The sequence below is a fragment of the Marinobacter xestospongiae genome (genome assembly GCF_023156385.1).
Lineage (GTDB): Bacteria > Pseudomonadota > Gammaproteobacteria > Pseudomonadales > Oleiphilaceae > Marinobacter > Marinobacter xestospongiae.
In genome coordinates this window covers 29,518-53,359 of record NZ_JAKZAK010000014.1, presented here as the reverse complement: position 1 = coordinate 53,359, position 23,842 = coordinate 29,518, and the positions used below count along the sequence as shown (strand labels likewise).

Below are 23,842 nucleotides of genomic sequence, written 5' to 3'. Positions count from 1 at the left end.
TTCATTGGCCCGCTCAACGACATATTCCAGCCGTGACCCGATCGGTTGTACGCTCACTCTGCGGGCCTCTCTGTGCGCTTTGGTCGCCGTGTTGACGGGCTGTGGACCCGGAGGTGGCAGCGGCCAGGCGCCGGACCCGGTGGTGGCGGAGCAGCCGGTGGCGTTCGTCCAGCGTACCCTCGACGTTGACCCCGACAGCAACGAACTGCGCGGCGATGACCGCCGTGAGCCCGACGCCTTTCGTCCCGGTGCCCGCTTGTACCTGAAGGACCGGGCAGCCCCCAGTGCGGCTTTGCGGGACATCACCTCGTCGCTGTTTGCCGATGACCGCTTCCTCGATGACGAGGGCGAACTGCGCTACGACGTCAAGGACCTGGCGGTCTCCTACGACGGTAACCGCCTGCTGTTTGCCCTGCGGGCGCCGGAAGTGGACGACCAGACGTCGACCTGGAACATCTGGGAATACGACGTGGCCAACGATCTCCTGCGCCGGGTGATTGCCTCCGATACCCAGGCCGAGGCGGGCCACGACATTGCTCCGGACTATCTCCCGGATGGCCGTATCGTGTTTGCCTCCACCCGTCAGCGCACCGCCAAGGCGATTCTGCTGGACGAGGGCAAACCCCAGTTCGATGCCCTGGACGAGGACCGCGATGCCCCGGCGTTTGTGCTCCATGTCATGGCAAGCGACGGCAGCGACATCGAGCAGATCACCTTCAACCAGAGCCACGATCTGGACCCCACCGTGCTGGCGAACGGCAAGATCCTGTTCAGCCGCTGGGACAACGCCGGCCAGACCCGCAACAACGGTTTCAACCTTTACCAGGTCAACCCGGATGGCACTGACCTGGCGTACGTATTCGGTCGTCACTCCCACGATTCCGTTGAGGGGCAGACGGTGCATTACTTCCGTCCACTGGCGTACAACGGCCAGGTGCTGGCCCAGGTGCGACCGTTCGCCAGCCAGAGCCTGGCGGCGCTGCCGGCGTTGCTCGACACCACTGCCTTTGTGGAGGCGGATCAGCGGCTCGACGGCAGCGAAGGCGATGGCCAGGTTGCCGTGGTGGCAGGCTACGATGGCTCTGGCGAGCCGAACCTCAACGGCAGCTATGGCGCAGCCTCGCCGCTGTTCGACGGCACCGATCGCTACCTGGTGAGCTGGAGCCCCTGTCGTCTGCGGGAGGCATTTGCCGAGGGCGACGACCGCATCGTCAACTGCACCGAGGAACGGTTGGCCGCGCCGGACGATTACGACCGTGCCTTGCCGATTTTCGGGCTCTGGCTGCTGGACAAGACCAGCGTGACCCAGCTGCCGGTGCAGGCGCCGGAGGAAGGCGTGCAGGTGGATGAGGCGGTGTTGATGATTGACCGCCCGCTGCCGACCCACCTGGCGCCGGCGATCCTGGACAGTGAAGCCGCCACCCTGGCCAACAGCGGCTACGGCGCCGTGCACATCCGCAGCGTGTACGACGTTGACGGCACGGACACCGCACCCGGTGGCATCCGCACGCTGGCGGACCCGCTACAGACCGAGCCGGCGGCACGGCCTGCGATGTTTGTCCGGTTCGAGAAACCGGTGTCGATTCCCGATGACGAGGTCCGGGAGGTTGACCTTTCCGCCTTTGGCCGCAGCGCCGCCCAGGGCATGCGGGAGATTCTCGGTTACGCGCCGGTGGAGCCGGATGGCTCGGTGCGGGCGGCGGTGCCTGCCAACGTGGCCTTCGCCATCAGTGTGGTGGATGGCAACGGCGAACGGCTGTCTGCCCGTCACCAGAACTGGCTGCAGGTGCGCCCTGGTGAGACCCTGAGCTGCCATGGCTGCCACGACCCCGGCAGCGACGTGCCCCACGGCCGGCCCGACGCCGGACCTGCCTCGGTCTACAGTGGCGCCCGCACCACCGGTCTGGAGTTTCCCAACACCGACCCCACCCTGGTGGCCGACATGGGCGAGACCATGGCGCAGACCTACAGCCGCATTAATGGCATCCGCCAGTTGCAGCCCGACCTGGTGTTCGAGGACCAGTGGAGTAATGACGCGGTGGTGGCCAAGGCGGCGCCGTTCGCTTACCGCTACTCGGATCTGAGCACACCCTCACCGGTATCGGCGGCCTGCGCTGCCAGCTGGTCCGGCTTCTGCCGCACGGTGATTCACTACGAGCAGCACATTCACCCGCTCTGGGGGCTGGACCGGCAGATCATCGCTGCCGATGGGGTAACGGTTCTGGACGACTACACCTGCACCGGTTGCCATTCCGATCAGGACGCCGATGGTGCCCTGCGGCTGCCCGACAGCCAGCTGGACCTGTCCGACGGGCCGTCGCCGGACCAGCCGGATCACTTCAATGCCTACCGCGAGCTGCTGTTCAACGACAACGAGCAGGAGATTATCGATGGCGCGCTGACGGACGTGCTGGTGGACACGGGCGAGATTGAGCGGGATGAGGACGGCGTTCCCATTCTCGATGCCGAGGGCAACACCATCCCGGTGTTCACCACCGTCAATGTTCCGGCGTCCATGAACACCGCCGGGGCCCGCGCCAGCAGCCGGTTCCTGGACCGGTTCCGCAGCGGCGGCAGTCACCAGGGCTTTCTGACCGAAGTGGAGCTGAAACTGATTGCCGAATGGCTGGATCTGGGCGGCCAGTACTACAACAACCCTTTCGACACCCCTGAGGACTGACGGCTGCCGATGTGTGATATCGACTCAGGGTTTGATAACAGCGTGGCGCTCAGCACAGCCCCCGACAGCAAGCCTGGCGCTGCCAGGTTGAGGATAGTGGCATGGCTGCTGGCCTGTGTGCTGCCGCTGCTGGTATCCCCGGCCCTGGCTGATGATGGCCGGGGGGCGACGGCGGATCTGCCCCGGGTTCAGGTGGCGGAACCCTACGTGGCGTGGCACACCGGTCCGGCGGCGGCCTATCCGGTGGTGCGGGTCAGTGAGAAAGGGGAGTGGCTGACCCTGGTGCGGCGCAAGACCGACTGGTTCCGGGTGCGGGATCGCCGGGGCCGGGAAGGCTGGGTGCATGTGGACGATGTGCTGCTGACCTTGGACGGCGCCGGCGAGCCGGTGACGTTGACCGAGCCGCGGTTCGACGATTTCAGCACCCGCCGCTGGGAGGCCGGGCTGATGATGGGAGAATTTGACCGTGCCCCGGTCACCGCCGTTTACGCCGGCTACTGGATGACAGCGAACCTGTCGCTGGAGCTGTGGGGCTCCCAGGCGTTGGGAACCGCGTCGGAGATCCTGATGGTGAGCGGCAATCTGGTGCACCAGCCGTTCCCGGACTGGCGGGTGTCGCCGTTCTTTACCCTGGGTTATGGCCATATCGCCATCCGACCCAAGACCACCCTGGCGGACACCGAGAACCGCGACAACCCGATGGCCAATGCCGGCCTGGGGGTCCGCTTCTACATGACCGACCGCTATTTTCTGCGTGCCGAGGTGAAGGACTACAAGACCTTCACCGATCGACAAACCAACGAAGAAGCAACCGAATGGAAACTAGGACTCAGCATCTTTTTCTGACCCTGTCGCGGCGAGCCTGGCTGCCATTGCTGCTGTGTGCGGCTCCGGCCTGGGCGGCGGAAGAACCCACCCTGATCGAGCCGGACGTCAGACCGGTGGCGGTAGACGAGGCGCTGATCGACACAGAGAACTTCGAGGTCGGCGCCTTCACCGGTGTCCTCAACATCGAGGACTTCGGTTCGTCCTTCGTCTACGGCGCCCGTCTGGGCTACAACCTCAGCGAATCGCTGTTCGTGGAGTCCAACATCGGTTTTGCCGAGGGCGGGGAGACCAGTTTCGAGCAGTTGGCAGGCGATGTGGAGCTGCTCACCGACAGTGAGCGGGAGTATGTCTACTACAACCTCAACTTCGGTTACCGGCTGCTGCCGGGTGAGGCCTTTTTTGGTCCCGATCACGCCTTTAACACCAACTTCTACCTGGTGGCCGGCGCCGGCGCGACCGATTTTGCGGGGGACAACCGTTTCACCACCAACGTCGGTTTCGGTTACCAGGTGCTGTTCACCGACAGCCTGGCGGTGGAATTGGGGGTGCGTGAACACATGTACAAGATCGATGTATTGGGAGACGAGAAAACCGCCTTCAATACTGAAATCCGTTGTGGTCTGTCGGTCTTTTTCTAGGTTATCAACAGGAGTTTTCAGCGTATGAACCGAACCCTCATTGCAGCCGGCCGCACCGGCCTGACATTGCTGCTGGTGCTGTTCAGCCTGGCGGGCCGGGCCAGTGAGCCGGCGCCGGATTTCACCCTCACGAGCAACCAGGGCGAGAACCTGCGCCTGGAGGATTACCGCGGCCAGGTGGTGATGCTCAACTTCTGGGCGTCCTGGTGCGGCCCCTGCCGCCAGGAAATGCCGTTGATGGATGAGATCTACCAGAACTACAAGGATCTCGGCTTCACCGTGCTGGCGGTGAATGTGGATGCCGACTCCGCCGATGCCAATCGCTTTCTGGAGGCGGTACCGGTGTCCTATCCGGTCCTGTACGACACCGAAAGCCGGGTCAGTGAGCTGTACGAGGTCGACGCCATGCCCACCACGGTGATGATCGACCGTGACGGCAACGCCCGCTACCTGCACCGGGGCTACCAGCCGGGCTATGAAGACCATTACGCCGAGCAGGTACGAGAACTGGTGCGGGAGTAAACGCTGAGATCGACGCACTGTGACCCGCTGGTCGTGACATGAGTAACGCAAAATGACGAAACCGCTGATAATCGCTTCCCTGCTGGCCCTGCTTGTGGTGTCTGGCTGCAGCGCCATTGAGCCCTGGGTCAAACCCTATGAGCGGGCCAACCTGGCAGACCCGATCATGAGTCCGAGTCGCCATGGCTACGCCGATGCCTACATGCACCACGTATATCAGGCGCGGGAATCGGCCCGTGGTGCCGAAGGCGGCTCCGGAGGTGGTTGTGGCTGTAACTGATTGGGGCTCGCGCTGGCTGTTGCTGGCGATGACGCTGTTGGCCACCACCGCATCGGCCGCCACCCTGCCGGTGGATAAGGTGGATGTGCTGTACCACCGATACGACGGCGGTGGCATGGTGATCGATGGCCCGTCGGTGCTGGTGCGCAAGAGTGCCGGCCCCCAGCTGTCGTTCACCGGGCAGTATTACGTCGATTCCGTGTCTGCCGCCTCGGTGGACGTGCTGGCCACCGCCAGCAAGTACACCGAGGAACGCACCGAGTACACCGCCGGGGTGGACTACCTCTACGACAAGGCCATCCTCAGCCTGGGCTATACCAACAGCTCTGAGAACGACTACGAGGCCAACACTCTTTACTTGTCAGTCAACCAGGAGTTCTTCGGCGGTCTCACCACCCTGAAGATGGGCTACGCCCAGGGCTGGGATGAAGTCGGTATGACCGGAAACGACGGCTTTGAAGAGGACGCCGACCGCCGCAACTACCAGCTCGGAATTTCCCAGGTGCTCACCAAAAACAGTCTGCTGGGGCTGGATCTGGAAGCAGTCACCGATGAGGGTTTCCTGCAGAACCCCTATCGCCAGAATCGTTACCTGGACCCGGCGGACCCGGGCAGTTTCCTCTACCAGCCGGAACGCTACCCGCAGACCCGCACCAGCCTGGCGGTCGCCGGTCGGGCGCTGTATTACCTGCCGTACCGGGCCTCGCTGCGGGGCGAATATCGCTTCTTCAACGACAGCTGGGGTATCCAGGCCCACACCGTCGAGATGGCCTACGTGCATCCGCTGGGGCCGCGCTGGGTTGTGGAAGGTCGGGTCCGCTACTACACCCAGGACCAGGCGGATTTCTACAGCGACCTGTATACCTATGAGAACGCTTTGACCCACCTGGCCCGGGACAAGGAACTCAGCCGTTTCTCCGGTACCACCCTGGGCGCCGGAGTGAGCTACGAATGGCGCCAGAGCGGCCTGCCCGGTGTCGATCGGCTGCAGTTCAGCCTGCTGCTGGACTACCTCGATTTCAGTTACGACAACTTTCGGGACGTGACTGCGCCCGGGAACTACCTGCCCGGTGAGGAACCGTTATATTCCTTCGACGCTTTCGTCACCCGGGCTTCGTTGATTCTTGAGTACTGAGCCCGGCGTCACGGGCCTCGCGAACAAGGTTATGGCTATGACAAAGAACACCGTTTCAGGGTTGCCCCGGCTCTTGCTCAGCGGGCTGTTGCTGGCACTGCCGCTGGCCGGGGCCGCGCAGGACCAGGCTGCCGAGCCGGAGGCGGGGGCAGCGGTCAGCGTTGAGGAGCTGAAGCGCCGGGTGATCGAACTCAACCGGGATCTGTTCATTCTGGAGGAGGATCTGCTGTTTCCCGCCAGCACCCAGTTTGCTGTGTTCCTGAGTGTCGACACGGGCCGCTTTCTCACCCTCGACAGCGTCAAGCTGAAAGTGGACGACGAGGTGGTGGCGGCGCACCTGTACACCGACCGTCAGGTAGCGGCGCTCCAGCGCGGTGGTATGCAGCGGCTGTACATCGGCAACCTGCGTAGCGGCAGCCACCAGGTCACCGTCTTCGTTGAGGGCGTGGGCGCCGACCAGCGCGCCTACAAGAAAGCGGCGACCCTGGATTTTGACAAGGGGGCGGACATCGCTTCGCTGGAAATCCGGGTTCAGGACAGCGCTGCGGACTACCAGCCCCATGTCGAGATCGTCGAGTGGGAGTGAGCGCGCCGTGAGTCGGACCCTGTCCCGAACCCTCCAATTGCTCGGTCTTGGGCTGGCACTGGCCAGTGCCCCGTCCGTGGCCGCTGCCGCCAGCGATGACTGGCCGCAGCGGGCCCAGGACCTGGGCTACGGCACCATCCTGTACGATCACTATCAGGGTCGGTCGCTGGACGCGCTGACCGGGTTTGCGGTCGCCGAGGCCCGCGATGGCATCCAGGGCCACGGCGATCATCCGCAGTTGATCCGCGGCAGCGTGATGCTGGCCTACGGCATGACCCGCCAGGCCCAGGCCCTGTTCGAAGCGTTGCTGGAGGACAGCCGGGTTGATGCGCTCAGCCGCAATCTGGCCTGGTTCTACCTCGGCAAGGTGTACTACCTCGAAGGTGACAACTCACGCTCGCAGCAGGCCCTGGCCAGGGTGACTGCAGAGGTGCTGGCGGCGGACGCTCCGGATGACCATGAGCAGTGGCTGTACCTGCAGGGCCAGCTGGCGTTGCGGGTTGACGGGGCCGGTGCTGACAGCAAGGTGGAGGCGCTGGTGGCGCGGTTACCGTCCGGCAGTCTGTACCGTCACTATCTGCGCTACAACCTGGCCAGCGCACGGCTGGCGGCGGGGCATCGTGAGGCGGCGTTGGCGACACTGGAGCAGCTGGCGTCGCAGCTCCGGGCCACGGCACCGGCGCAGGACGGTGAGTCGCGGGCGCTGCTGGAACGCACTCAGCTCAGCCTGGGGGAACTGTATCTGCAGCAGTCGCGACACCGCGATGCCCAGTCCCGGTTGGCCGCCATCCGTCTGGACAGCCCGTTCTCCGACCAGGCGCTGTACCACTATGCCCTGGCGAGTGCCGGGACCGAATCCTGGGGACTGGCGCTGCAGGCTCTGGATACCCTGCAACAGCGGCGCCTGTTCTCGCCCTGGTTACAGCAGGTGCCCTATGCCCGTGGCCATGTGCTGGAACAGCTGCAGCGGCCGCAACAGGCCATGGCGGCCTATCGCGGTGCCGCAGAGCGCTACCAGACCCTGCAGCAACAGCTGGCACAGGCCCGGGCCCAGTTGACCGAGGCCGGCATTGTCGGCGCCCTGCAACCGCTGGCGTCGGTCGCCGATGGCCAGCCACCGGCCCAGAGTGCCGTGACTCTGGGTGACCCGACGCTGGGCAGCGACGCCTATGGTCGACTGCAACTCCAGCCGGGCGACCCCGCGCTGGCCCAGTTGCTGTCGCAGGAACCGTTCCAGCTGGCGCTGCGGGATCTGCACGAGCTCTACCGGCTGCAGCGTCTGCTGACCGACTGGCAGGACAAACTGGCGTCCTTCGACGCCATGCTGGTAACCCGCCAGAGCCAGCGCCAGCGCAAGATCGCCGACACCCGCGCCGCTCTGCAGGCGCAGCAGGCTGATCAGTGGCTCAGCCAGCAGCAGCGGTTCCAGCGTCGCATCGACGCGGCGCTGGCGGCGGAGGACGCCGACTTCTTCATGAGTGAGCCGCAGCGGGCCGCTCACCGGCGTATCCAGCGGGTGCTGGCGACACTGGAAACCCTGCCCGACGATGAACGCACCGCATCCCAGCGCCGCAAGATCGCCCGCATCCAGGCTTACTTTGACTGGCAGGTGGCAGACGATTACGGCGTCAATCGCTGGGCGGCGCAGAAACAGCTGCGGCAACTGAACCAGGCCATGGCCGAGTTCCGCCAGCGCCGGACGGCACTGGCCGGGGAAATGGCCGGAACCGGCGGCAACGCCAGCCTGGCCCGGCGGATCAGCGCCAGCGGCCAGCGTCTTGAGACCCTGGCTGGCGAGTTGGAGCTGGCCCTGAGCCAGGCCCGGGCGGAACTGCTGGCCCGGGTCAAGGCGGATTTCGACCGCCAGCAGCAGACCGTGCAACGCTACCTTGTGGCCAGCCGCCACGCCCAGGCCCGGTTGGCGGATGCGGTGTTCAGTGGTGTCGATGACCGCCCAGAGGAGCAGACCGATGATTAGACAGTCTGCCTTTACCCCGCGCCGGTCCTGGCTGGTGCTGGCCATGGCGGCCAGCCTGGGTGGCTGCCAGAGCCTGTCCCCGGACGACTGGTTTGGCGACGATGAGCCGCAGGTTCAGCCCCACACCCTGGCAACGCTCCAGCCCGCCGATCTGAGCAACCTGTCAGCGGTTGGTTCGACCAATGAGACGAGTGGGAACGGGGTCCCCAGAACCGGAAACAGCGATCCCGGGCGCACAACCGAAACCATGGCGCTGACCGACGTGATCGCCAGCTACGAAGCGTTGTTGCCGTTGCTGCAGACCTCGCGGCAGCCAGAGGACCAGGAACGACTGGTGCAGGTACAGCACCGGCTGGCGGACCTGCGTTTTCAGCAGGCAGAGGAGCGGCTGGCGGACCAGGCGGTCGATGACCTGGCGCCGGCCATTGCGGCCTACCAGCGCCTGCTGCGCCAGTACCCGGATCGGGCCAGCAATGACCAGGTGCTTTACCAGTTGGCCAAGGCCTACGATCTCAAGGGCGAACGGACGGCGCACCTGCAGACCCTGGAGCGGCTGATCCGCGACTACCCGGCGTCGGCACTGGTAACCGAAGCCCAGTTTCGTCGTGGCGAGCAGCTGTTTACCGAAGGGCGTTACCGCGCCTCGGCTGAGGCATATGGGGCGGTGATCGCCGGCGCCGATGGCGAGGACCAGCGCTTCCTGGCGGATGCCCATTTCATGATCGGCTGGTGCGCATTCAAGCTGGCTCAGTATCAGAGCAGCCTGATGAGTTTCACCCGGGTGCTGGACCGGGTGTTACCGGCGGATACCCGGGTTGCCGGCGTCGACCAGCGCCATCGCACCATGGTGGAGGACCTGTTCCGGGTCATGGGACTGGCGTTCACCCATCTCGGGGGCGCCGACAGCGTCGAGCGGCTGTTCCGGGACATCGGTGGCAAACCCTACGAAACCCTGGTCTATGACCGCTACAGCGAGCAGCTGCTGGCCAACGAGCGCTACTCCGATGCCATTGAGGTGTTCCAACGCTACATTGCCAACCACCCGGACAGCCGCTGGTCGCCGCGCTACCACCTGGCCATTATCGATACCCTGCAGCGGGCCGGCTTTAGCAGCGACATCGGCCGCTGGAAGGCGGATTTCATCCTCAACTACGGCATCACCAGCGGCTACTGGCAACAGGCTTCGGCGCCCCTGCGCGACGAATTGCGGACACAGCTGGAACCCCTGCTGACCGAACTGGCCAATCGTCACTACGCGCTGGCGCAGCGGGCCGAGGGTTCCGGAGAGCGGCAGCAGGCGAGGGCGCAGTACCAGTCTGCGGCCTTCTACTATGGCGAGTTCGTGGCGACCTTCCCGGATCACGCCCGTACCCCGGAAATCCTGTTCCTGCTGGCAGAAACACACCTGGCGCTGGCCCAGTGGCCCGAGGCAATCGCCGCGTTTGAGCAGGTGGCCTATGGCTTTGACGCCCACCCCCGTGCCGCCGAGGCAGGCTATGCAGCCATCCTGGCCTATCGGGATTACGTTGCGACGGTTGCGACGGCTGAGTCCGCGACGGAACAGCGCCGAGCACTGATGCAGCGGCAGCAGCGCAACCGACTGCGGTTTGTGACCCGGTTTGCCAGCGATCCCCGGGCGCTGGATGTGCTGTACGTGGCGACCCAGCATGAATTTGAGCACCAGCGGTATCAGCAGACCCTGCGCCATGCCCAGCGCCTGATCGACTGGCAGCCGCTGCCGCAACCGGAGCTGATGGCGGAAGCCCAGTTGCTGAAGGCCCACAGTCTCTACCAGTTGCGCTCCTATACGGCCGCCGAACAGGCCTATCAGGAGGCACTGTTGGTGATGGCACCGCAGGACCAGCGTCGCGCCGACATTACCGAGAACCTGGCCGCCAGCGTTTACCGTCAGGCCGACGATCTGCTGGCCGCCGGCGACACCGTGGCGGCGGTTGAACAGTTACTAAGGGTGGGCCGGGTGGCTCCGGGGGCGGCCCTGCGCGCCAATGCCCAGTACGACGCCGCCAGCTATCTGATTGAGCTGGCCGACTGGGATCGGGCCATCGCGGTGCTGGGCGGCTTCCGGCGCGACTACCCCGACCATGAACTGAACGACGAACTACCGGCCAAGCTGGCGCTGGCCTACCGCGAAACGGGCCAGTGGCAACAGGCCGCAGACGAAACCCGGCGTTTGCTGGCATTGGCGGACAGCGAGGACGAGCGACGTCAGACCCTGATCCTGGTGGCGGAGCTGTACGACCGCGCCGGGAACACCGGCGAGGCCATCGTGACCTGGCGCCGCTATGCCAATCGCTACCCGCAACCGCTGGCGGATTACATGACGGCGGCGGACCGGTTGGCAGAGCTCTACGCCGAACGCGACGATGTCGACAAACGCCGCTACTGGTTGCAGCGGCAAGTGGCGGCGGTGGATGCCCGCGAAACCCGGAACGGAAGCGTCGACGACTACCTGCGCTACCAGGCAGCGGGAGCCTCCGCGGCCCTGGCGGAGGAAGCCTATCAGGCGTTCCTGGCCATTGAGCTGACGCTGCCGCTGCAGCAGACCCTGCCGGCCAAGATCCGCACCCTGGAGACGGCCGTTGCGGCCTACCGGAAAACCAGCGGCTATGGCGTTGCCGACTTTGCCACCGAAGCCGGCTACCGTATCGCCGATCTTTACGCCCAGCTGGGCGCGGCGCTGATGGACTCGGAACGACCCCAGGGCTTGAGTGAACTGGAGCTGATGCAGTACGAGCTGTTGCTGGAAGAGCAGGCCTACCCGTTTGAAGACAACGCCATCGACATTCATGAGCAGAACGCCCGACGCAGCTGGAACGGCCTCTACGATGACTGGGTTCGCCAGAGTTTCGAGGCCCTGGCGCAGCTGTTGCCCGCCCGCTACAACAAAGCCGAGCAGACCGCGGAGGTGATCGATGAATTGCGGTAACCGCAGGCGTCACCACGGCTCTTGCCTGCTGGCAGCGTTGCTGCTGTTGGCCGGGTGTGCCGCCCGGCAACCCGCGCCTGACAGTATCACCTGGCAGCCCGATGAGGCCACCCGCACCGCCTACCAGGCGGCGCTGTCGCAGCTGTCGGCGGGGGATCTTGATGCCGCCGCAGCGCAGTTGCAGTCGATCCATCAGGCCCATCCGTCCTTGGCCGGCCCGGTGGCCAACCTGGGGCTGATTGCCATGCGCCAGGGCGAGCGGGATCAGGCCCGGGGGTATTTTCAGCAGGCGCTGGCGGCGCACCCTGAGCATCTGCACAGCCTTAATGCCCTGGGGGTGCTGGCCCGGCAAGACGCCGATTTTGAGACTGCGGAACGCTATTACCGCCAGGCCCTGGCGGTGAACCCAGACTTCCAGCCGGCGCTGCGCAACCTGGGCATTCTGCTGGAACTGTACCGTGGCGAACTGACCGAGGCGCTGGCGCTGTATCAGCGCTATCAGTCGTTGCAGCCGGAGGAAGATCCCCAGGTCAGTGAATGGATATTTGATTTGGACCGTCGGATTGAATGATGTCGGGAGAGCTTATGCAGAAACGTCGATCCCGCCGAATGGCTCCTGCCGTTTCGCGCCCCCTGAGCAAACCCTCGCTTGCCGGTGTAGCGCTGCTGTTGCTTGCCGGTATTGCCCAGGCCCAGCCAGGGGATGCCGACGTCGTGACCATTGAGGGAACCCGGATTCGCGCTGATCAGGAGCTGCCGACGGTGATGTACCTGGTGCCCTGGCTGCCCCCGCAAGTGCAGGCGCTGAAGCGGGCCGACGAGCAACTGATGGTCGGCACCGGTATTGCGCCACTGGAGCGGGCGGAGTTTCGCCGGTTGCTGGATTACCACCGGCGCTTCCAGGCGGCGATGGCCAACCTCGAGGAGGGCGCCGCAGCCCAGCCAAAGCCAGCGCCCTAGTCTTCTCTGGACACAAAAGCATAAGGTGATACAGGCGTGTTCGGGAAACGATGAATAGTTGAAAACAGATGAGTGTTCAAAAAGTAGCCATGACGAAAATTCAGAACTATCCAACCGGGAGTGACTTCCAATGATTGAAACCGCCATTCGCTTCTTCCAGGAAGGTGGCTTTTTCATGTTTCCGATCGCCTTCATTCTGGTGATCGGGCTGATTGTTGCCATCGAGCGTTACGTGTACCTGTCCGCCCAGAAGGTCACCAACCGCCGGGATTTCCGCCAGTTGCACCACAAACTGGCCAACCGTGACCTGCGGGGCGCGCTCAACTACGCCAACGAATCCGGCAGCGCGATGTCGGCGATGATCGGCGCCGGCCTGCAGCGCCTGGCCCGCCGCCAGTCCCGCGAGGACATCGAGTACGCCATGGAAGAGGGCCTGCTGGAGGTCATGCCGCGACTGGAGAAACGGACCCAGTACCTCTCCACCCTGGCCAACGTATCCACGCTGCTGGGCCTGCTCGGCACCATCATCGGCCTGATTGCCGCCTTCACCGCGGTGGCTTCGGCCGATCCCGCCGAGAAGGCCAGCCTGCTGTCCCAGAGCATTTCGGTGGCGATGAACACCACCGCCTTCGGTCTGATTTCCGCCATCCCGCTGCTGCTGTTGCACTCGGTCCTGCAGACCAAGACCAATGAGATTGTCGACAGTTTCGAGATGGCCGGGGTGAAGGTGCTCAACCTGGTTGCCGACGGTCGCGCCCCGGCGCCAGCCACCGGCTCCCAGAAACCGGCCGCGCCGGCGGCTGCGGACAAACCGGCCAATGCTGGCTCGGTTGCCTGATCACGCCGACGACACAGGAGTCTCACTATGAGGCGGAAACATCGTCGCCTGCGCAGTGACGCCGATCTGGACATCACCGCGTTCATGAATCTGATGATCGTGCTGGTGCCAGTTCTGTTGCTGAACATGGTGTTTGCCCATACCAGCGTGCTGGAGCTGAACTTTCCCGAGTCCGGCGGCCAGGCCGGCGACCCGGCCGAAACCCTGCAGTTGCAGGTGGTGCTGGGGGACGACGCACTGGTGGTATCGGACAACCGCGCCGGGGTGATCAAGCGCATTCCCAACCGCGACGGTGGTCACGATTTCGACCTGCTGGGTCAGGTGATGCAGGAGATCAAATCGCGGGTACCGGACAAGCGGGACATCGTCATCATGGCGCGCAAGCAGACCTCCTACCAGACCCTGGTCACCACCATGGACACCGTGCGGTCCTATGAAACGGTGGTGGCGGGCAGTGTGGTGGACGCCGAGCTGTTTCCGGAGATATCCATCGGAGATGCGCCGGAGACCGGGCGTGAATCGGGTTAAGGAACGGGCATGAAAGAATCAGCCAAAGCAAAGCGCCTCAAGCGCCACCAGCGCCGGGGCAAGCAGCAGAGCAAGCTGAACCTGGTGTCGCTGATGGACATTTTCACCATCCTGGTGTTCTTCCTGATGGTGAACTCGTCCAGCGACGTTCAGGTGATCAACCCGGACAAGGGCATCCAGCTGCCGGTGTCGAGTGCGGACACCCCGCCGGCGGACGTGCTGGCGCTGACCGTGACCCAGCAGGACATCGTCATCAATGGTCGGGCCGTGCTCAAACGGGCGGACCTGCTGGCCTACGAGGGCACGGTGGAACCGTCGCTGAAGGCCGAGCTGGACTACCAGGCCCAGCGCTCCGATGCCCCGGCACCGGAGGCTGGCCGGCCGATCACCATCGTGGCGGACCGGGAGCTGCCCTATGAGCTGCTGAAGAAGATCATGTCCACCTGTGTGGACGCCGGTTATGCCAGCATTTCCCTGGCGGTGAGCCAGCAGGCGGAGCAGGGGGCGTAATGGCGAACTCTCAACGACTGGGCCTGCCCTGGAACGACGAACCCGGAGAGAAGCGCCGCCTGCGACTGATCGCAGCGGTAGTGACGCCCCTGTTCCTGGCCGTTGCCGGCTACGTGACCTGGGTAGACCTGCCAGAGCAGGCGCGGGAAGAGCGCGAGGCGCTGCCACCGCAACTGGCACGGCTGATCCAGGAGAAGCCGCCGGAGCCACCGGAGCCGGTCAGGCCAGAACCGGCCCCGGTGCCGGAACCTGAGCCCGCACCCGAACCGCAAGTGGTGGACGCACCGCCACCGCCCAAGCCAAAACTGGTGGCACCTCAGCCTGAACCGGAGCCTGAGCCAGCGCCGGAACCGGTGGCTGCGGCTGAACCGGAACCGACACCGGCGGACGTGGCGCAGGCCCGGGAGAAGGCCAGTCAAAGCGGTGTGCTGGCGATGAGCAGCGAGCTGGCCCAGCTCAGTGTGGCCGCAGACTCGATCCAGCTGGATGCGCCGGAGGCCAATCTGACCGCCAGACCCATCGCCCGGGAGAAGACCGACGCCCTCGCTGCCCGGGCGACCGCCAGCCGCAGCAGCGGCGTGGATGACAGCCGCCTGAACCAGCAGAGCCAGAGCCGCGAACTGGCACAGCGGGAGCAGGCGGAGGTCCAGCAGGCCGAACAGGTGGTGGCCGCGGCAGCGGCGGAAGAGGCCAGAACCCAGCACCGCCGCGACAACCGCGAGCGTTCGCGGGAATCCCTGCGACGCACCATGGACGCCAACAAATCGGCAATCTACAGCATCTACAACCGGGCGTTACGGCGTAAGCCATCGCTGCAGGGACAGATCACCCCGGAGCTGGTGATCGAAGCCAGTGGTGTGGTGTCCAGCTGTGAGGTGGTGGAGTCGACCCTCAACGAGCCGATGCTGGAGCTGAAGATCTGCAACCGCCTGAAGCTGGTGAACTTTGGCGCCGAGCCGGGAGTCAGCCAGACCACCATCCGCTACCCCATCGAGCTGCTCTCCGGCTGATCGGCGGCGCCACCCTGCACTGGCGTTCAGATCTGGTAGTCCTGAGCCGGTCGCGGCAGGTCGTCGAGGAAGCGGTTGCAGAGGTCATCGAAACAGACCGGACGGCTGTAGCGGTAGCCCTGCAGGTAATCGCAGTGGTGGGACTGCAGCCACTGTTCGTGCTCCAGGGATTCCACCCCCTCGGCCACCAGCGACAGTCCCAGGCCCTTGGCCAGCCCGATGATCGACAGGGTGATGGCGCAGTCGTCCTCGTCGGTGGGAATATCGCGGATGAATGAACGGTCGATCTTGATCCGTGAGAACGGCAGGCTCTTGAGCCGGGCCAGGGAGGAGTAGCCGGTGCCAAAGTCGTCGATGGCCAGCTCCGATCCGGCGGCCACCAGTTGGGTCAGGGTGGTCCGCAGGGTCTGGGAATCGCCCTGGATGGCGTCCTCGGTGACCTCGAACTGCAACGCCTGCGGGGACACCCCGAAGTTCTTGCACACCGCCGCCACCCGTTCCGGCAGTTCCGCCGTCAGCACCTGCTCCGCCGCCAGATTGACACTGATCACGGGCAGTGGCTGCTGACGCTCCCGGGCGACCTGGATGTCGCGACAGACCTGCCGCAATACGCTGTCTCCGAGCTCATTCATCAGGCCCGCGCCCCGGGCCACTTCCAGGAACTCAATGGGAGGCAGCATCCCCCGTTCCGGGTGTTGCCAGCGCACCAGCGCCTCGGCGCTGACCATCAGCTTGCCGCTAGCGTCGAAGATGGGCTGGTAGTGCACCGTCAGTTCATCGTTGAGAATGGCGTAGCGAAGGTCCCGCTCCAGCGCAAAGCGGGAACGGGCGGTCACCTGAATGGACGAGTCGAACCAGCAGGCCTGGCCCTGGCCCCGCTTCTTGGCGTGGTACATGGCAGCTTCGGCACTGCGCAACAGAGTTTCGGCGTCATGACCGTGGTCCGGGTAACGGCAGATACCGAGGGACGCGGTGAGGCTGAGCTGCTGGTCCTGGAGCATGAACGGGGCCTGTATCGACTGCTGGACCTGTTTGACCAGCCCATCAAGGCCATGACCATCGCCACTGGCCCGCAGCAGCAGGGCAAATTCGTCACCGCCAATTCGCGCCAGCAGGTACTTGCCATTGATCTGCAGGTTGCTCAGGCGCTCACCGGTCTCTGTAATCACCTGATCGCCGACCTGTGGACCCAGGCCATCGTTGATGGTCTTGAGTCGGTCCAGATCCAGCCATAGCAGGGCGAAGGGGCCCTGGCGCCGACGATTGGCCTTGCTCACCAGATATTCCACCCGGTCCCGCAGACTGTGCAGGTTGGGTAGTCCGGTAAGGCTGTCGTAGTGGGTCAGGTAGTCCAGTTTGCGCTTCGATTCCAGCCAGGCGGTGTGGGTATTGATCAGGCTGATGGTGTCGGCGATGGCGACCACGAACGACAGTTCCGGCAGGGTCCACTCCCGGTGTTGAAGAGCCTCCAGGCAGATCACGCCGCTGGGCCGGGCGCCATCAAACACCGGTGCGTCCAGCATGGACTGGATGCCCATTGGAATCAGGTAGTCACGGGCAAAGGAGGCGGTGCGCTTGTCGTGGGGGGCGTCGATGGCGTCAATCAGTCTGGCCCTGCCCAGGGCCTCGAAGTAACGGGGATGTTCTTGGGCATGAAGTTCCAGCGAGTGCTGCTGGACCACCGTGTCGCCATCGACGCACAGGTGTTCGCAGGTCAGGCGATCATGACCATGGCTCAGGTGCCAGACGCTGACCCGTTCCACGTCCAGGGCCGTGGCACACATGGTGGTGAGTGCAGCCAGTTTGCGGTCTCTGGATTCGTTGATGAACTCGGTGCTGTGGCTGAGCTTCATCAGTCGTTCGTGGAAGTCGGTAAACAGTCTGCTGTCTGACATCGGTTATGCGCCTGTTTCCTGTATCGCGTCGGGCGGTGTCGTGTCGTCAGGGCCCGCTCACGGGCATTCCCGGCTATTAGTGTCCCGTCTGGTCAATTTGTTGACTTACTGCTTGTCTCTGAGTGTTCTGACCAAGGCGCCGCTGTGCCGATGTGGTGGTTCCACATCAAGCAGTGGCAACACAGGCTCAGAGCCCTCAGAGACAAGCCCTTCGGGAGCCACTGACAACCCGAATAGCGTCGTTGTACTGCCTCGATTTGGAACCACCAAACCGTCACCAGCACGCCTAGCTCTTCGGGTTGTCAGTGGCTCAGTAAGTCAACAAATTGACCAGACGGGACACTAGAGCCCGAACCTGGGGCCCATGGCAACCAGGAAGCCTAATCAATAATGGCAACAGCCCCCTGAGCTGTCCAACCAACCAAGGTCGCAACCGTGGTTTCGGCCTGGATTCCGGGCAGGGTCCGGTGGTTGGTTGCTGTCGTGGTTGAGGGTATTCAAGGGGCGAGCGTCCTGACCACACAATAAGTTGCGGGCGAACCTTAACGGGCTGTAACCCTTTAGGGAATGTCAAATTCTGTGATGTGTAGCCATTTGTTATCTATTTGAGTTTTTTTATGTCCTGCCGGCGCACCCGCCGGGCCCTTCAGTCATACTTTGGTCGGACACTTTTCAAACAATAATGACAAGGCTGTCGCCAAACCATGCGTTTCCTGACACTCATCACCGTGCTCGTCTGGCTGCTGGTGACCACCGGCGCTCACGCAGACACCCTGACCTGGTCAGACCAGGATCGGCGGGTGGATCTGACCCGCTACCTGGATTACCTGATCGAGCCACCCGATGGCCTGGGCATCGAGCAGATCCGCGCATTGCCGCCCTCCGCCTGGATGGACAATCACGCCGAAAGCATCAACTTCGGCTACGGCGAAGAGGTGTTCTGGTTTCGGCTGACAATTAATCCCGGATCGCAGACCTTCACCCCGTTGCTGGAAATCGCCTACCCGGTGCTGGATCGCATCGATGCGTTCCTGGTGCGGGGAGGTGGTGTGGTTGAGCACCAGGTGTTGGGTGACAAGCTGCCGTTCCACCAGCGACCGGTGCACCACCGCAACTTTTTGCTGCCGCTGGCACTGCCCGCCGATGAGCCATTGCAGCTGTACCTGAGGGTGGAAACCACCAGTTCGATGCAGGTACCGATGACACTGTGGGACGAGGCGGCCTTTCACGCCTCCGACCAGGCCGGCAGCATCGCCGAGGGGGTGTATTTCGGCATCATCCTGGTGATGATCCTCTACAACCTGTTTGTCTACCTCGCGGTGGGGGAGCGCAGCTTCCTCTACTACGTTGGCTACATTACCGCCATGCCGCTGTTTCTGGCCTCCCTGCGGGGGCTGTCGTTCCAGTACCTGTGGCCCGAGGCAACCTGGTGGAACGATCAGGCCATCGTGGCGTTTCTCAATCTGGTGATCGTATTTGGCGCGGTATTCACCATGCGCTTCCTGACCGTGGTACCGCGAACCCACCCCCGGCTCAGTGTGGTGACCATCGCCGCCATCGCCATGGCGGGCCTGTTGGTAGTAGCCAGCGTGCTGTTGCCGTACCGGATGCTGATTGTGCCTACGATCACCCTGGCCACGCTGACCTGCTCGCTGATGCTGTTCCTCGGCGTGTACCGCTGGTGGCACCGGGATACGGCGGCGCGTTACTACACCGGCGCCTGGGTGTTCATGCTGTCCGGGGGCATCGTGCTGGCGCTCAGCAAGTTCACCATGCTGCCGCGCAATGTGTTTACCGAGAACGCCACCCAGCTCGGCTCCGCGCTTGGGGTGATTCTGTTGTCCATTGCCCTGGCCGATCGGCTCAACCGTGAGAAGCGGGCCGCATTCCAGGCCCAGCAGCGGCTGTTGCGGGAAGAGCGCAAGGTCCGTCTGACCCAGGAACGGTCGCTGCGGATTCAGCAGCAGGCCAACGCCCAGCTGGAGGAGCGGGTGCAGGAGCGCACCCGGGATCTGGAGCGACTCAACGCCCAGTTGCTGGAACTCAGCTCCACCGATGCCCTGACCGGGCTGAAGAACCGGGCCCACTTCGATTCGGCGTTCCAGTCAGCGTGCGTACGCGCCTATCGGTTCCGGCAGCCGCTGTCCGTGCTGGTGGTGGATATCGATCACTTCAAGCAGTTCAATGACACCTATGGCCACCTGGTGGGGGATGACTGTCTGCAGAGCGTTGCGGAGCAGATCCGCCAGATTGTGACCCGGCCCCAGGACCTGGCGGCGCGCTATGGTGGTGAGGAGTTTGTGGTGTTGCTGCCGGACACCCCGGAAGCAGGGGCCGTGCGGGTGGCGGAGCGTATCCGCAAGGTGGTGGAGCAGGCGGAATTCCGGGTGTCGGATGACCGTATCCGCCTGAGTGTCAGCATTGGCGTTGCCACTCTGATACCGGACCACGCCGAGCAGACCAAGGAACTGTTCGAGCGCGCCGATGCGGCCCTGTACCGGGCCAAAGCCCAGGGCCGCAATCGGGTGCAGGTGGAGCGGTCGCCCCAGGCCGATCCGGTGGTCACGTCGATCAAGCGCTGACGGTTGGCTCGATTGGCCCGAAGGGGCCGGCACCGGGAAAGGCGCGGGCGGCTCAGGCCGACGCTTTACGGGCGGCGGTCACAATGTCGTAGGCGTGGCTGATTTCCCGGGTCTTCTCTTCGGCCATGTCCCGCATGCTTTCCGGCAGACCACGACCGGCGAGCTTGTCCGGGTGGTTCTCACTCATCAGTTTGCGGTAGGCCTTCTTCACCTCGGCGTCGGTGGCGGAGGCTGACACCCCCAGAACCTTGTAGGCATCCTCCAGCTGCTGGCCGCTGCTGGCGGCACCCGCGCCGCCTGCCCGTCCGGCATGGGCGCCCCGCAACATCGCTTCCAGCTGTTCCACCTGGCTTTCCGGCAGCCCCAGGGTGCGGGCGATCTTCACCAGCATGTCGTGCTCGGCGGGGTGGACCTGACCGTCGGCAGCCACCGCCGAGACCTGCACCTGCAGGAACATCTGCAGCATCATCTGCTGACCGCGGGTCACCTGCAGGAAGCGGTTCAACTCCGCGTCAAGGTCGAAATCCGCCGCCTTGCCCCGATTGAAAGCCGCCTTGGCCGCCTCGCGTTGCTGGCCGGCGAGGCGGAAGCGGTCAAAGAACGCTTCCGCCACCTGGATTTCGTCCCGGGTCACCACGCCATCGGCCTTGCACAACGCGCCCATCACCGCAAACACCGGTTCAATGAAGGAGGCCTGCAGATCCTGCAGTCGCGACTGCAGGGTGGCCCGCAGCCGATTGCGCAGGAATCCGGCCACGATAACGCCGGCAACGGCGCCGATCAGCAGACCGGGGAATCGTCCAAACTGGTAGCCGATCAGGCCACCGATGATCATCGGGAACAACATGGTGTGATCCTTGGGAGGGTGACTACGATATCAGCCAGCAGCGTCTTGCTCTGGCGTGCTGCAAATTTGCCCTAGATTAGCCGCAATCGTTCGATGACAAAAGTCTCCAGGGAGCGCGGCCATGACGTTCACTTGGCCAGACGGGACACCAGGGCGGCTTCGTCCACCGTATCGATCTGCCCCGGAGACAGGCAGGCCTCGGCGTACTGGCGATAGACCCCGGATTCTATGAGCAGCCCCAGCACTTGGGCATCAATGTGCCGTTCGTTCGCCATGTTCACCATGATCGACAGGGATTCGGTCAGAGTCTTGCCATCCTTGTAGGGGCGGTCGGCCGCGGTGAGGGCCTCGAATATATCCGCAACCGCCATGATCCGCTCGGGGATGCCCAGGGCCGCGGCGTCCAGCCGGCAGGGGTAGCCTTCGCCGTCGAGACGCTCGTGGTGGGTGCCGGCCAGTCGTGGCACGTTGGCAAGCCGGTCGGGTAGCGGCAGGGCATCGAGCATGCAGATGGTCTGGACGATGTGTTCGTTGATCTTGAAGCGCTCCTCCGGCGTCAGGGTGCCGCGGCGCACAGTGAGGTTGTGCAGCTCTCCCCGATTGTAGGCATGGGCCGGCAGCGGCATATCAAAACCCCAGCGGTTGCGGGGATCGTCCCGGGTGACCGGTGGCAGGCGCTCGCCCCAGGGCTCCAGGTGTTCGGGCCTGTCCGCCAGTAATGTCTCGGTGGCGGGCAGGGCGGATTCCGGCTGGCCCTGCAGTCGCTCGATCTCGTCCCGGGACAACCCCAGGCGGTCGCTGAAATGCCGCTGCCAGGTGCGACCGGCTATACGCTGCAACTGGGCAATGGCTTCATCGGACATCGCTTCACCGCCGATGTTGGCGGTGGCCACCTGGACGAATTCCTGCTGCAGCTGGGCCTGCTCCCGATCCCGCTGGCGTTCGGCATCGGTGGCGGACACGCCCGCCAGCTGACGCCGAAGGCACTGGATCTCGGCGTCCCGGTGCAGCACCTCAAAGCGGGTGCGGATCTCGTGAATGCGGTTGTGGATGGTCTCCAGCTTGGTGGCCTTGTCCACCACGTACTCCGGGCTGGTGATCTTGCCGCAATCGTGCAGCCAGGCCGCCAGCTTGAACTCGTAGGCCTCGTCCTCGCTCATCTGGAAGTCGCGGAACGGTGGCTGGTCGCTGGCCACCGCCGCGTCCAGCAGTCGCTGGGCCAACTGCGGCACCCGCTCGCAGTGGCCGCTGGTGTACGGAGACTTGGCGTCGATGGCGTTGGCCACCAGCCGGATAATGCCATCGAGCATCGCCTGCTGGCTTTCAATCAGTTCGCGGGTTTCGATGGCCACCGCAGCAGAGCCGGCAATTTCCTCGACAAAGATCACCAGGTCGTCGCTGAGCTTGCCGGGATCAGTCTTGGCCATGTCGATCACCAGCACCCCCACCAGGTCCTGGCGGCGATTGCGCAGCACTGCGATCAGCGGGTGGCCGGGCATCATCGGTCGCAGGTGACGGACCAGGTCGCTGTCATCGCTGGCGACATCAATGTCCGGCACCCCGGCAGGCACCGGCATGCCGGCATTGACCGCCAGGTTGAGCCGCTGCTGACGGGGTGCGTACAGGTAGATGGCGCCCTGTTGCTGGCCGATGATATGAAGAATCTGGGCCAGCACGTCGTCCAGCAATTCCTCCAGGTTGCGGCCCCGGTTCAGGGTCAGGGCAATGTTCTGGAAGCTGCGAATGGTGCCGGCCATGCCTTCCAGCGCGGAGCTGAGCCGGGATGCTTCCAGAATGCGGGAGTTCACCCGCACTGGTGTGTCAAAACGAAACTGCGACAGCGCGCTCACCCGCTGGGCAAGCTGAGCCAGGGGCTTGCCCACCTGGTGTCCCAGGAACCAGCCCAGCACCAGCAGAAAGATGGAAATGGCCACCGCAATGCGGGTCTGGTGGGCGAGGGAATCCCACACTTCCGCCAGCAGTTCGTCTGCCGGAATGGCCAGCAGGATGCGCAGGGGGCCGTCGTCGAGACCGGCGACCGGCAGTGCCAGGCCGAACCAGGTACGTTCGTGGTGGTCGAAAGGCACCATACCCTGGGCCGGATCGAGCTGGCTGATCTGGGCCAGGGTGTCATCGGTCAGGGTGTCCAGCTCGCGCATCTGGTTGGGGTAGGGGCCTGGCGCCTTGAGTTCCTCGGGGCGGGAATAGGCGATCACTTGACGTTCGGCATTGACGATACCAATGCGGGTGCTCGGCGTGTGCTCAAAACCGGCGAGTTGGTGACTGAGCGCGGTGACGGTGACATCGATACCGATCACGCCCTCCGCAACCCGCCGCGACAGGGTGAGGCCGATGTCCCGGGTGGTAAAAAACACATAGGGTGGCGACAACCGGGTGCGTCCGGGTTCGGTGGTCTGTTGGTACCAGCCCCGGTTGCGGGGGTCGTAGCGGTAGTCCGGCCGGGGGATCTCGGCAAGCTGGATCAGGTCGCTGTCAAAATAGTGCCAGCTACCGTTGATGCTGCCACCGTCGCGGCTGCGGGTCTGGAGGAGAAAGGCGGTCTGCGGTGGCGCGTCGGGAAACAACGGGCGGGTGTGCCGGGTGACCTGGCGCAGCAGTAAGAACTCGCCGTTGTCGTAGCCGGCAAACACCGCGCTGACGATGTCGTTCTGCTCCAGTACCGCGGCCAGCGCCGACAGCCGCTGCAGGCGGGCGGACAGCCCTGGGGTGGTCATCAGCGGGTCGTGCTCCAGCAGCGACAGGGCAAGCCGCGACGGTGCGGTGATGGCCTCAATGCGGTCGTTGATGTTCACTGCCAGCTGCTGCGCTGACTCCTCGGCTGCGGCGAGCTTGGCGTTCTCCAGGCCCCGGTAGCTCTGTGCTATCAGCACCAGCGTAAGGATCAGCATGGCCAGGGTGACGGTGATGGCCACCAGCAGAGCCAGGGAGATCTGGGCAGACTGGCGATTGGGCAGCGGCACGATACGCTCCTTCTCGGCGCCGGGGAGAAAGGATGGCAATGGATTGAACTTGATCAGAGGTTCCCTGAGGCTCCGTACCCTTTACCATAGACGGTAA

The 23,842-nt window shown here is 64.2% G+C and carries 19 protein-coding genes; 16 read left to right on the top strand and 3 right to left on the bottom strand.

The window, feature by feature from the left end; translation table 11 throughout:
• Positions 1 to 88 precede the first annotated feature (88 nt).
• From MLD24_RS11295 to MLD24_RS11225, 15 genes are all read left to right on the top strand, one after another.
• Positions 89 to 2,680: an HzsA-related protein gene (locus MLD24_RS11295; protein WP_248166698.1), complete on the top strand. Its 2,592-nt coding sequence runs from the start codon at positions 89 to 91 to the stop codon at positions 2,678 to 2,680.
• 96 nt (positions 2,681 to 2,776) lie between these two features.
• Positions 2,777 to 3,526: an SH3 domain-containing protein gene (locus MLD24_RS11290; protein WP_248166697.1), complete on the top strand. Its 750-nt coding sequence runs from the start codon at positions 2,777 to 2,779 to the stop codon at positions 3,524 to 3,526.
• Positions 3,496 to 4,146, top strand: a complete 651-nt coding sequence (locus MLD24_RS11285) for an outer membrane beta-barrel domain-containing protein (protein WP_248166696.1) — start codon at positions 3,496 to 3,498, stop codon at positions 4,144 to 4,146. Before MLD24_RS11290 ends, MLD24_RS11285 begins: the two co-directional genes overlap by 31 nt.
• 24 nt (positions 4,147 to 4,170) lie before the next feature.
• Positions 4,171 to 4,668 carry a TlpA disulfide reductase family protein gene (locus MLD24_RS11280; protein ID WP_248166695.1) on the top strand — a complete coding sequence of 166 codons (498 nt, stop codon included), beginning with the start codon at positions 4,171 to 4,173 and terminating at the stop codon, positions 4,666 to 4,668.
• Positions 4,669 to 4,720: 52 nt separating this feature from the next.
• A complete protein-coding gene (locus tag MLD24_RS11275) occupies positions 4,721 to 4,948 on the top strand; it encodes a DUF4266 domain-containing protein (RefSeq protein WP_227171963.1) in 228 nt (75 codons plus the stop codon).
• Positions 4,935 to 6,083: a DUF3570 domain-containing protein gene (locus MLD24_RS11270; RefSeq protein ID WP_425562308.1), complete on the top strand. Its 1,149-nt coding sequence runs from the start codon at positions 4,935 to 4,937 to the stop codon at positions 6,081 to 6,083. The genes MLD24_RS11275 and MLD24_RS11270 overlap by 14 nt, the downstream gene beginning before the upstream one ends.
• Positions 6,084 to 6,120: 37 nt before the next feature.
• Positions 6,121 to 6,669: an AraC family transcriptional regulator gene (locus MLD24_RS11265; RefSeq protein WP_248166694.1), complete on the top strand. Its 549-nt coding sequence runs from the start codon at positions 6,121 to 6,123 to the stop codon at positions 6,667 to 6,669.
• Between the two features lie 7 nt (positions 6,670 to 6,676).
• A complete protein-coding gene (locus MLD24_RS11260; protein WP_248166693.1) occupies positions 6,677 to 8,647 on the top strand; it encodes a tetratricopeptide repeat protein in 1,971 nt (656 codons plus the stop codon).
• Complete coding sequence (locus MLD24_RS11255; protein ID WP_248166692.1) at positions 8,640 to 11,594, top strand: tetratricopeptide repeat protein; 2,955 nt, start codon at positions 8,640 to 8,642, stop codon at positions 11,592 to 11,594. The genes MLD24_RS11260 and MLD24_RS11255 overlap by 8 nt, the downstream gene beginning before the upstream one ends.
• A complete protein-coding gene (locus tag MLD24_RS11250; RefSeq protein ID WP_248166691.1) occupies positions 11,581 to 12,165 on the top strand; it encodes a tetratricopeptide repeat protein in 585 nt (194 codons plus the stop codon). Before MLD24_RS11255 ends, MLD24_RS11250 begins: the two co-directional genes overlap by 14 nt.
• Positions 12,166 to 12,179: 14 nt before the next feature.
• On the top strand, positions 12,180 to 12,554 hold the full coding sequence (locus MLD24_RS11245; RefSeq protein ID WP_248166690.1) for a hypothetical protein: 375 nt from the start codon (positions 12,180 to 12,182) through the stop codon (positions 12,552 to 12,554).
• A 130-nt stretch (positions 12,555 to 12,684) separates the two neighbouring features.
• Positions 12,685 to 13,392 (top strand): MotA/TolQ/ExbB proton channel family protein, encoded by a 708-nt coding sequence (locus MLD24_RS11240; RefSeq protein ID WP_248166689.1) that lies wholly within the window; start codon positions 12,685 to 12,687, stop codon positions 13,390 to 13,392.
• 27 nt (positions 13,393 to 13,419) lie between these two features.
• Positions 13,420 to 13,920 carry an ExbD/TolR family protein gene (locus tag MLD24_RS11235; RefSeq protein WP_248166688.1) on the top strand — a complete coding sequence of 167 codons (501 nt, stop codon included), beginning with the start codon at positions 13,420 to 13,422 and terminating at the stop codon, positions 13,918 to 13,920.
• 9 nt (positions 13,921 to 13,929) lie between these two features.
• Positions 13,930 to 14,430 (top strand): ExbD/TolR family protein, encoded by a 501-nt coding sequence (locus MLD24_RS11230; protein WP_227171955.1) that lies wholly within the window; start codon positions 13,930 to 13,932, stop codon positions 14,428 to 14,430.
• Complete coding sequence (locus tag MLD24_RS11225) at positions 14,430 to 15,440, top strand: AgmX/PglI C-terminal domain-containing protein (RefSeq protein ID WP_248166687.1); 1,011 nt, start codon at positions 14,430 to 14,432, stop codon at positions 15,438 to 15,440. The genes MLD24_RS11230 and MLD24_RS11225 overlap by 1 nt, the downstream gene beginning before the upstream one ends.
• 26 nt (positions 15,441 to 15,466) lie before the next feature.
• On the opposite strand, the gene MLD24_RS11220 is transcribed toward MLD24_RS11225, so the two are convergent.
• Entirely contained in the window at positions 15,467 to 17,335 is a 1,869-nt protein-coding gene (locus MLD24_RS11220) for a putative bifunctional diguanylate cyclase/phosphodiesterase (protein ID WP_248166686.1), read from the bottom strand.
• Between the two features lie 704 nt (positions 17,336 to 18,039).
• On the opposite strand from MLD24_RS11220, the gene MLD24_RS11215 reads away from it, so the two are divergent.
• On the top strand, positions 18,040 to 19,917 hold the full coding sequence (locus tag MLD24_RS11215; protein ID WP_248166685.1) for a sensor domain-containing diguanylate cyclase: 1,878 nt from the start codon (positions 18,040 to 18,042) through the stop codon (positions 19,915 to 19,917).
• 52 nt (positions 19,918 to 19,969) lie between these two features.
• On the opposite strand, the gene djlA is transcribed toward MLD24_RS11215, so the two are convergent.
• Both djlA and MLD24_RS11205 read right to left on the bottom strand, forming a co-directional pair.
• Positions 19,970 to 20,764 (bottom strand): co-chaperone DjlA, encoded by a 795-nt coding sequence (gene djlA / locus MLD24_RS11210; RefSeq protein WP_227171952.1) that lies wholly within the window; start codon positions 20,762 to 20,764, stop codon positions 19,970 to 19,972.
• A 128-nt stretch (positions 20,765 to 20,892) separates the two neighbouring features.
• Positions 20,893 to 23,745 carry an HD domain-containing phosphohydrolase gene (locus tag MLD24_RS11205; RefSeq protein ID WP_248166684.1) on the bottom strand — a complete coding sequence of 951 codons (2,853 nt, stop codon included), beginning with the start codon at positions 23,743 to 23,745 and terminating at the stop codon, positions 20,893 to 20,895.
• Positions 23,746 to 23,842: the final 97 nt, after the last annotated feature.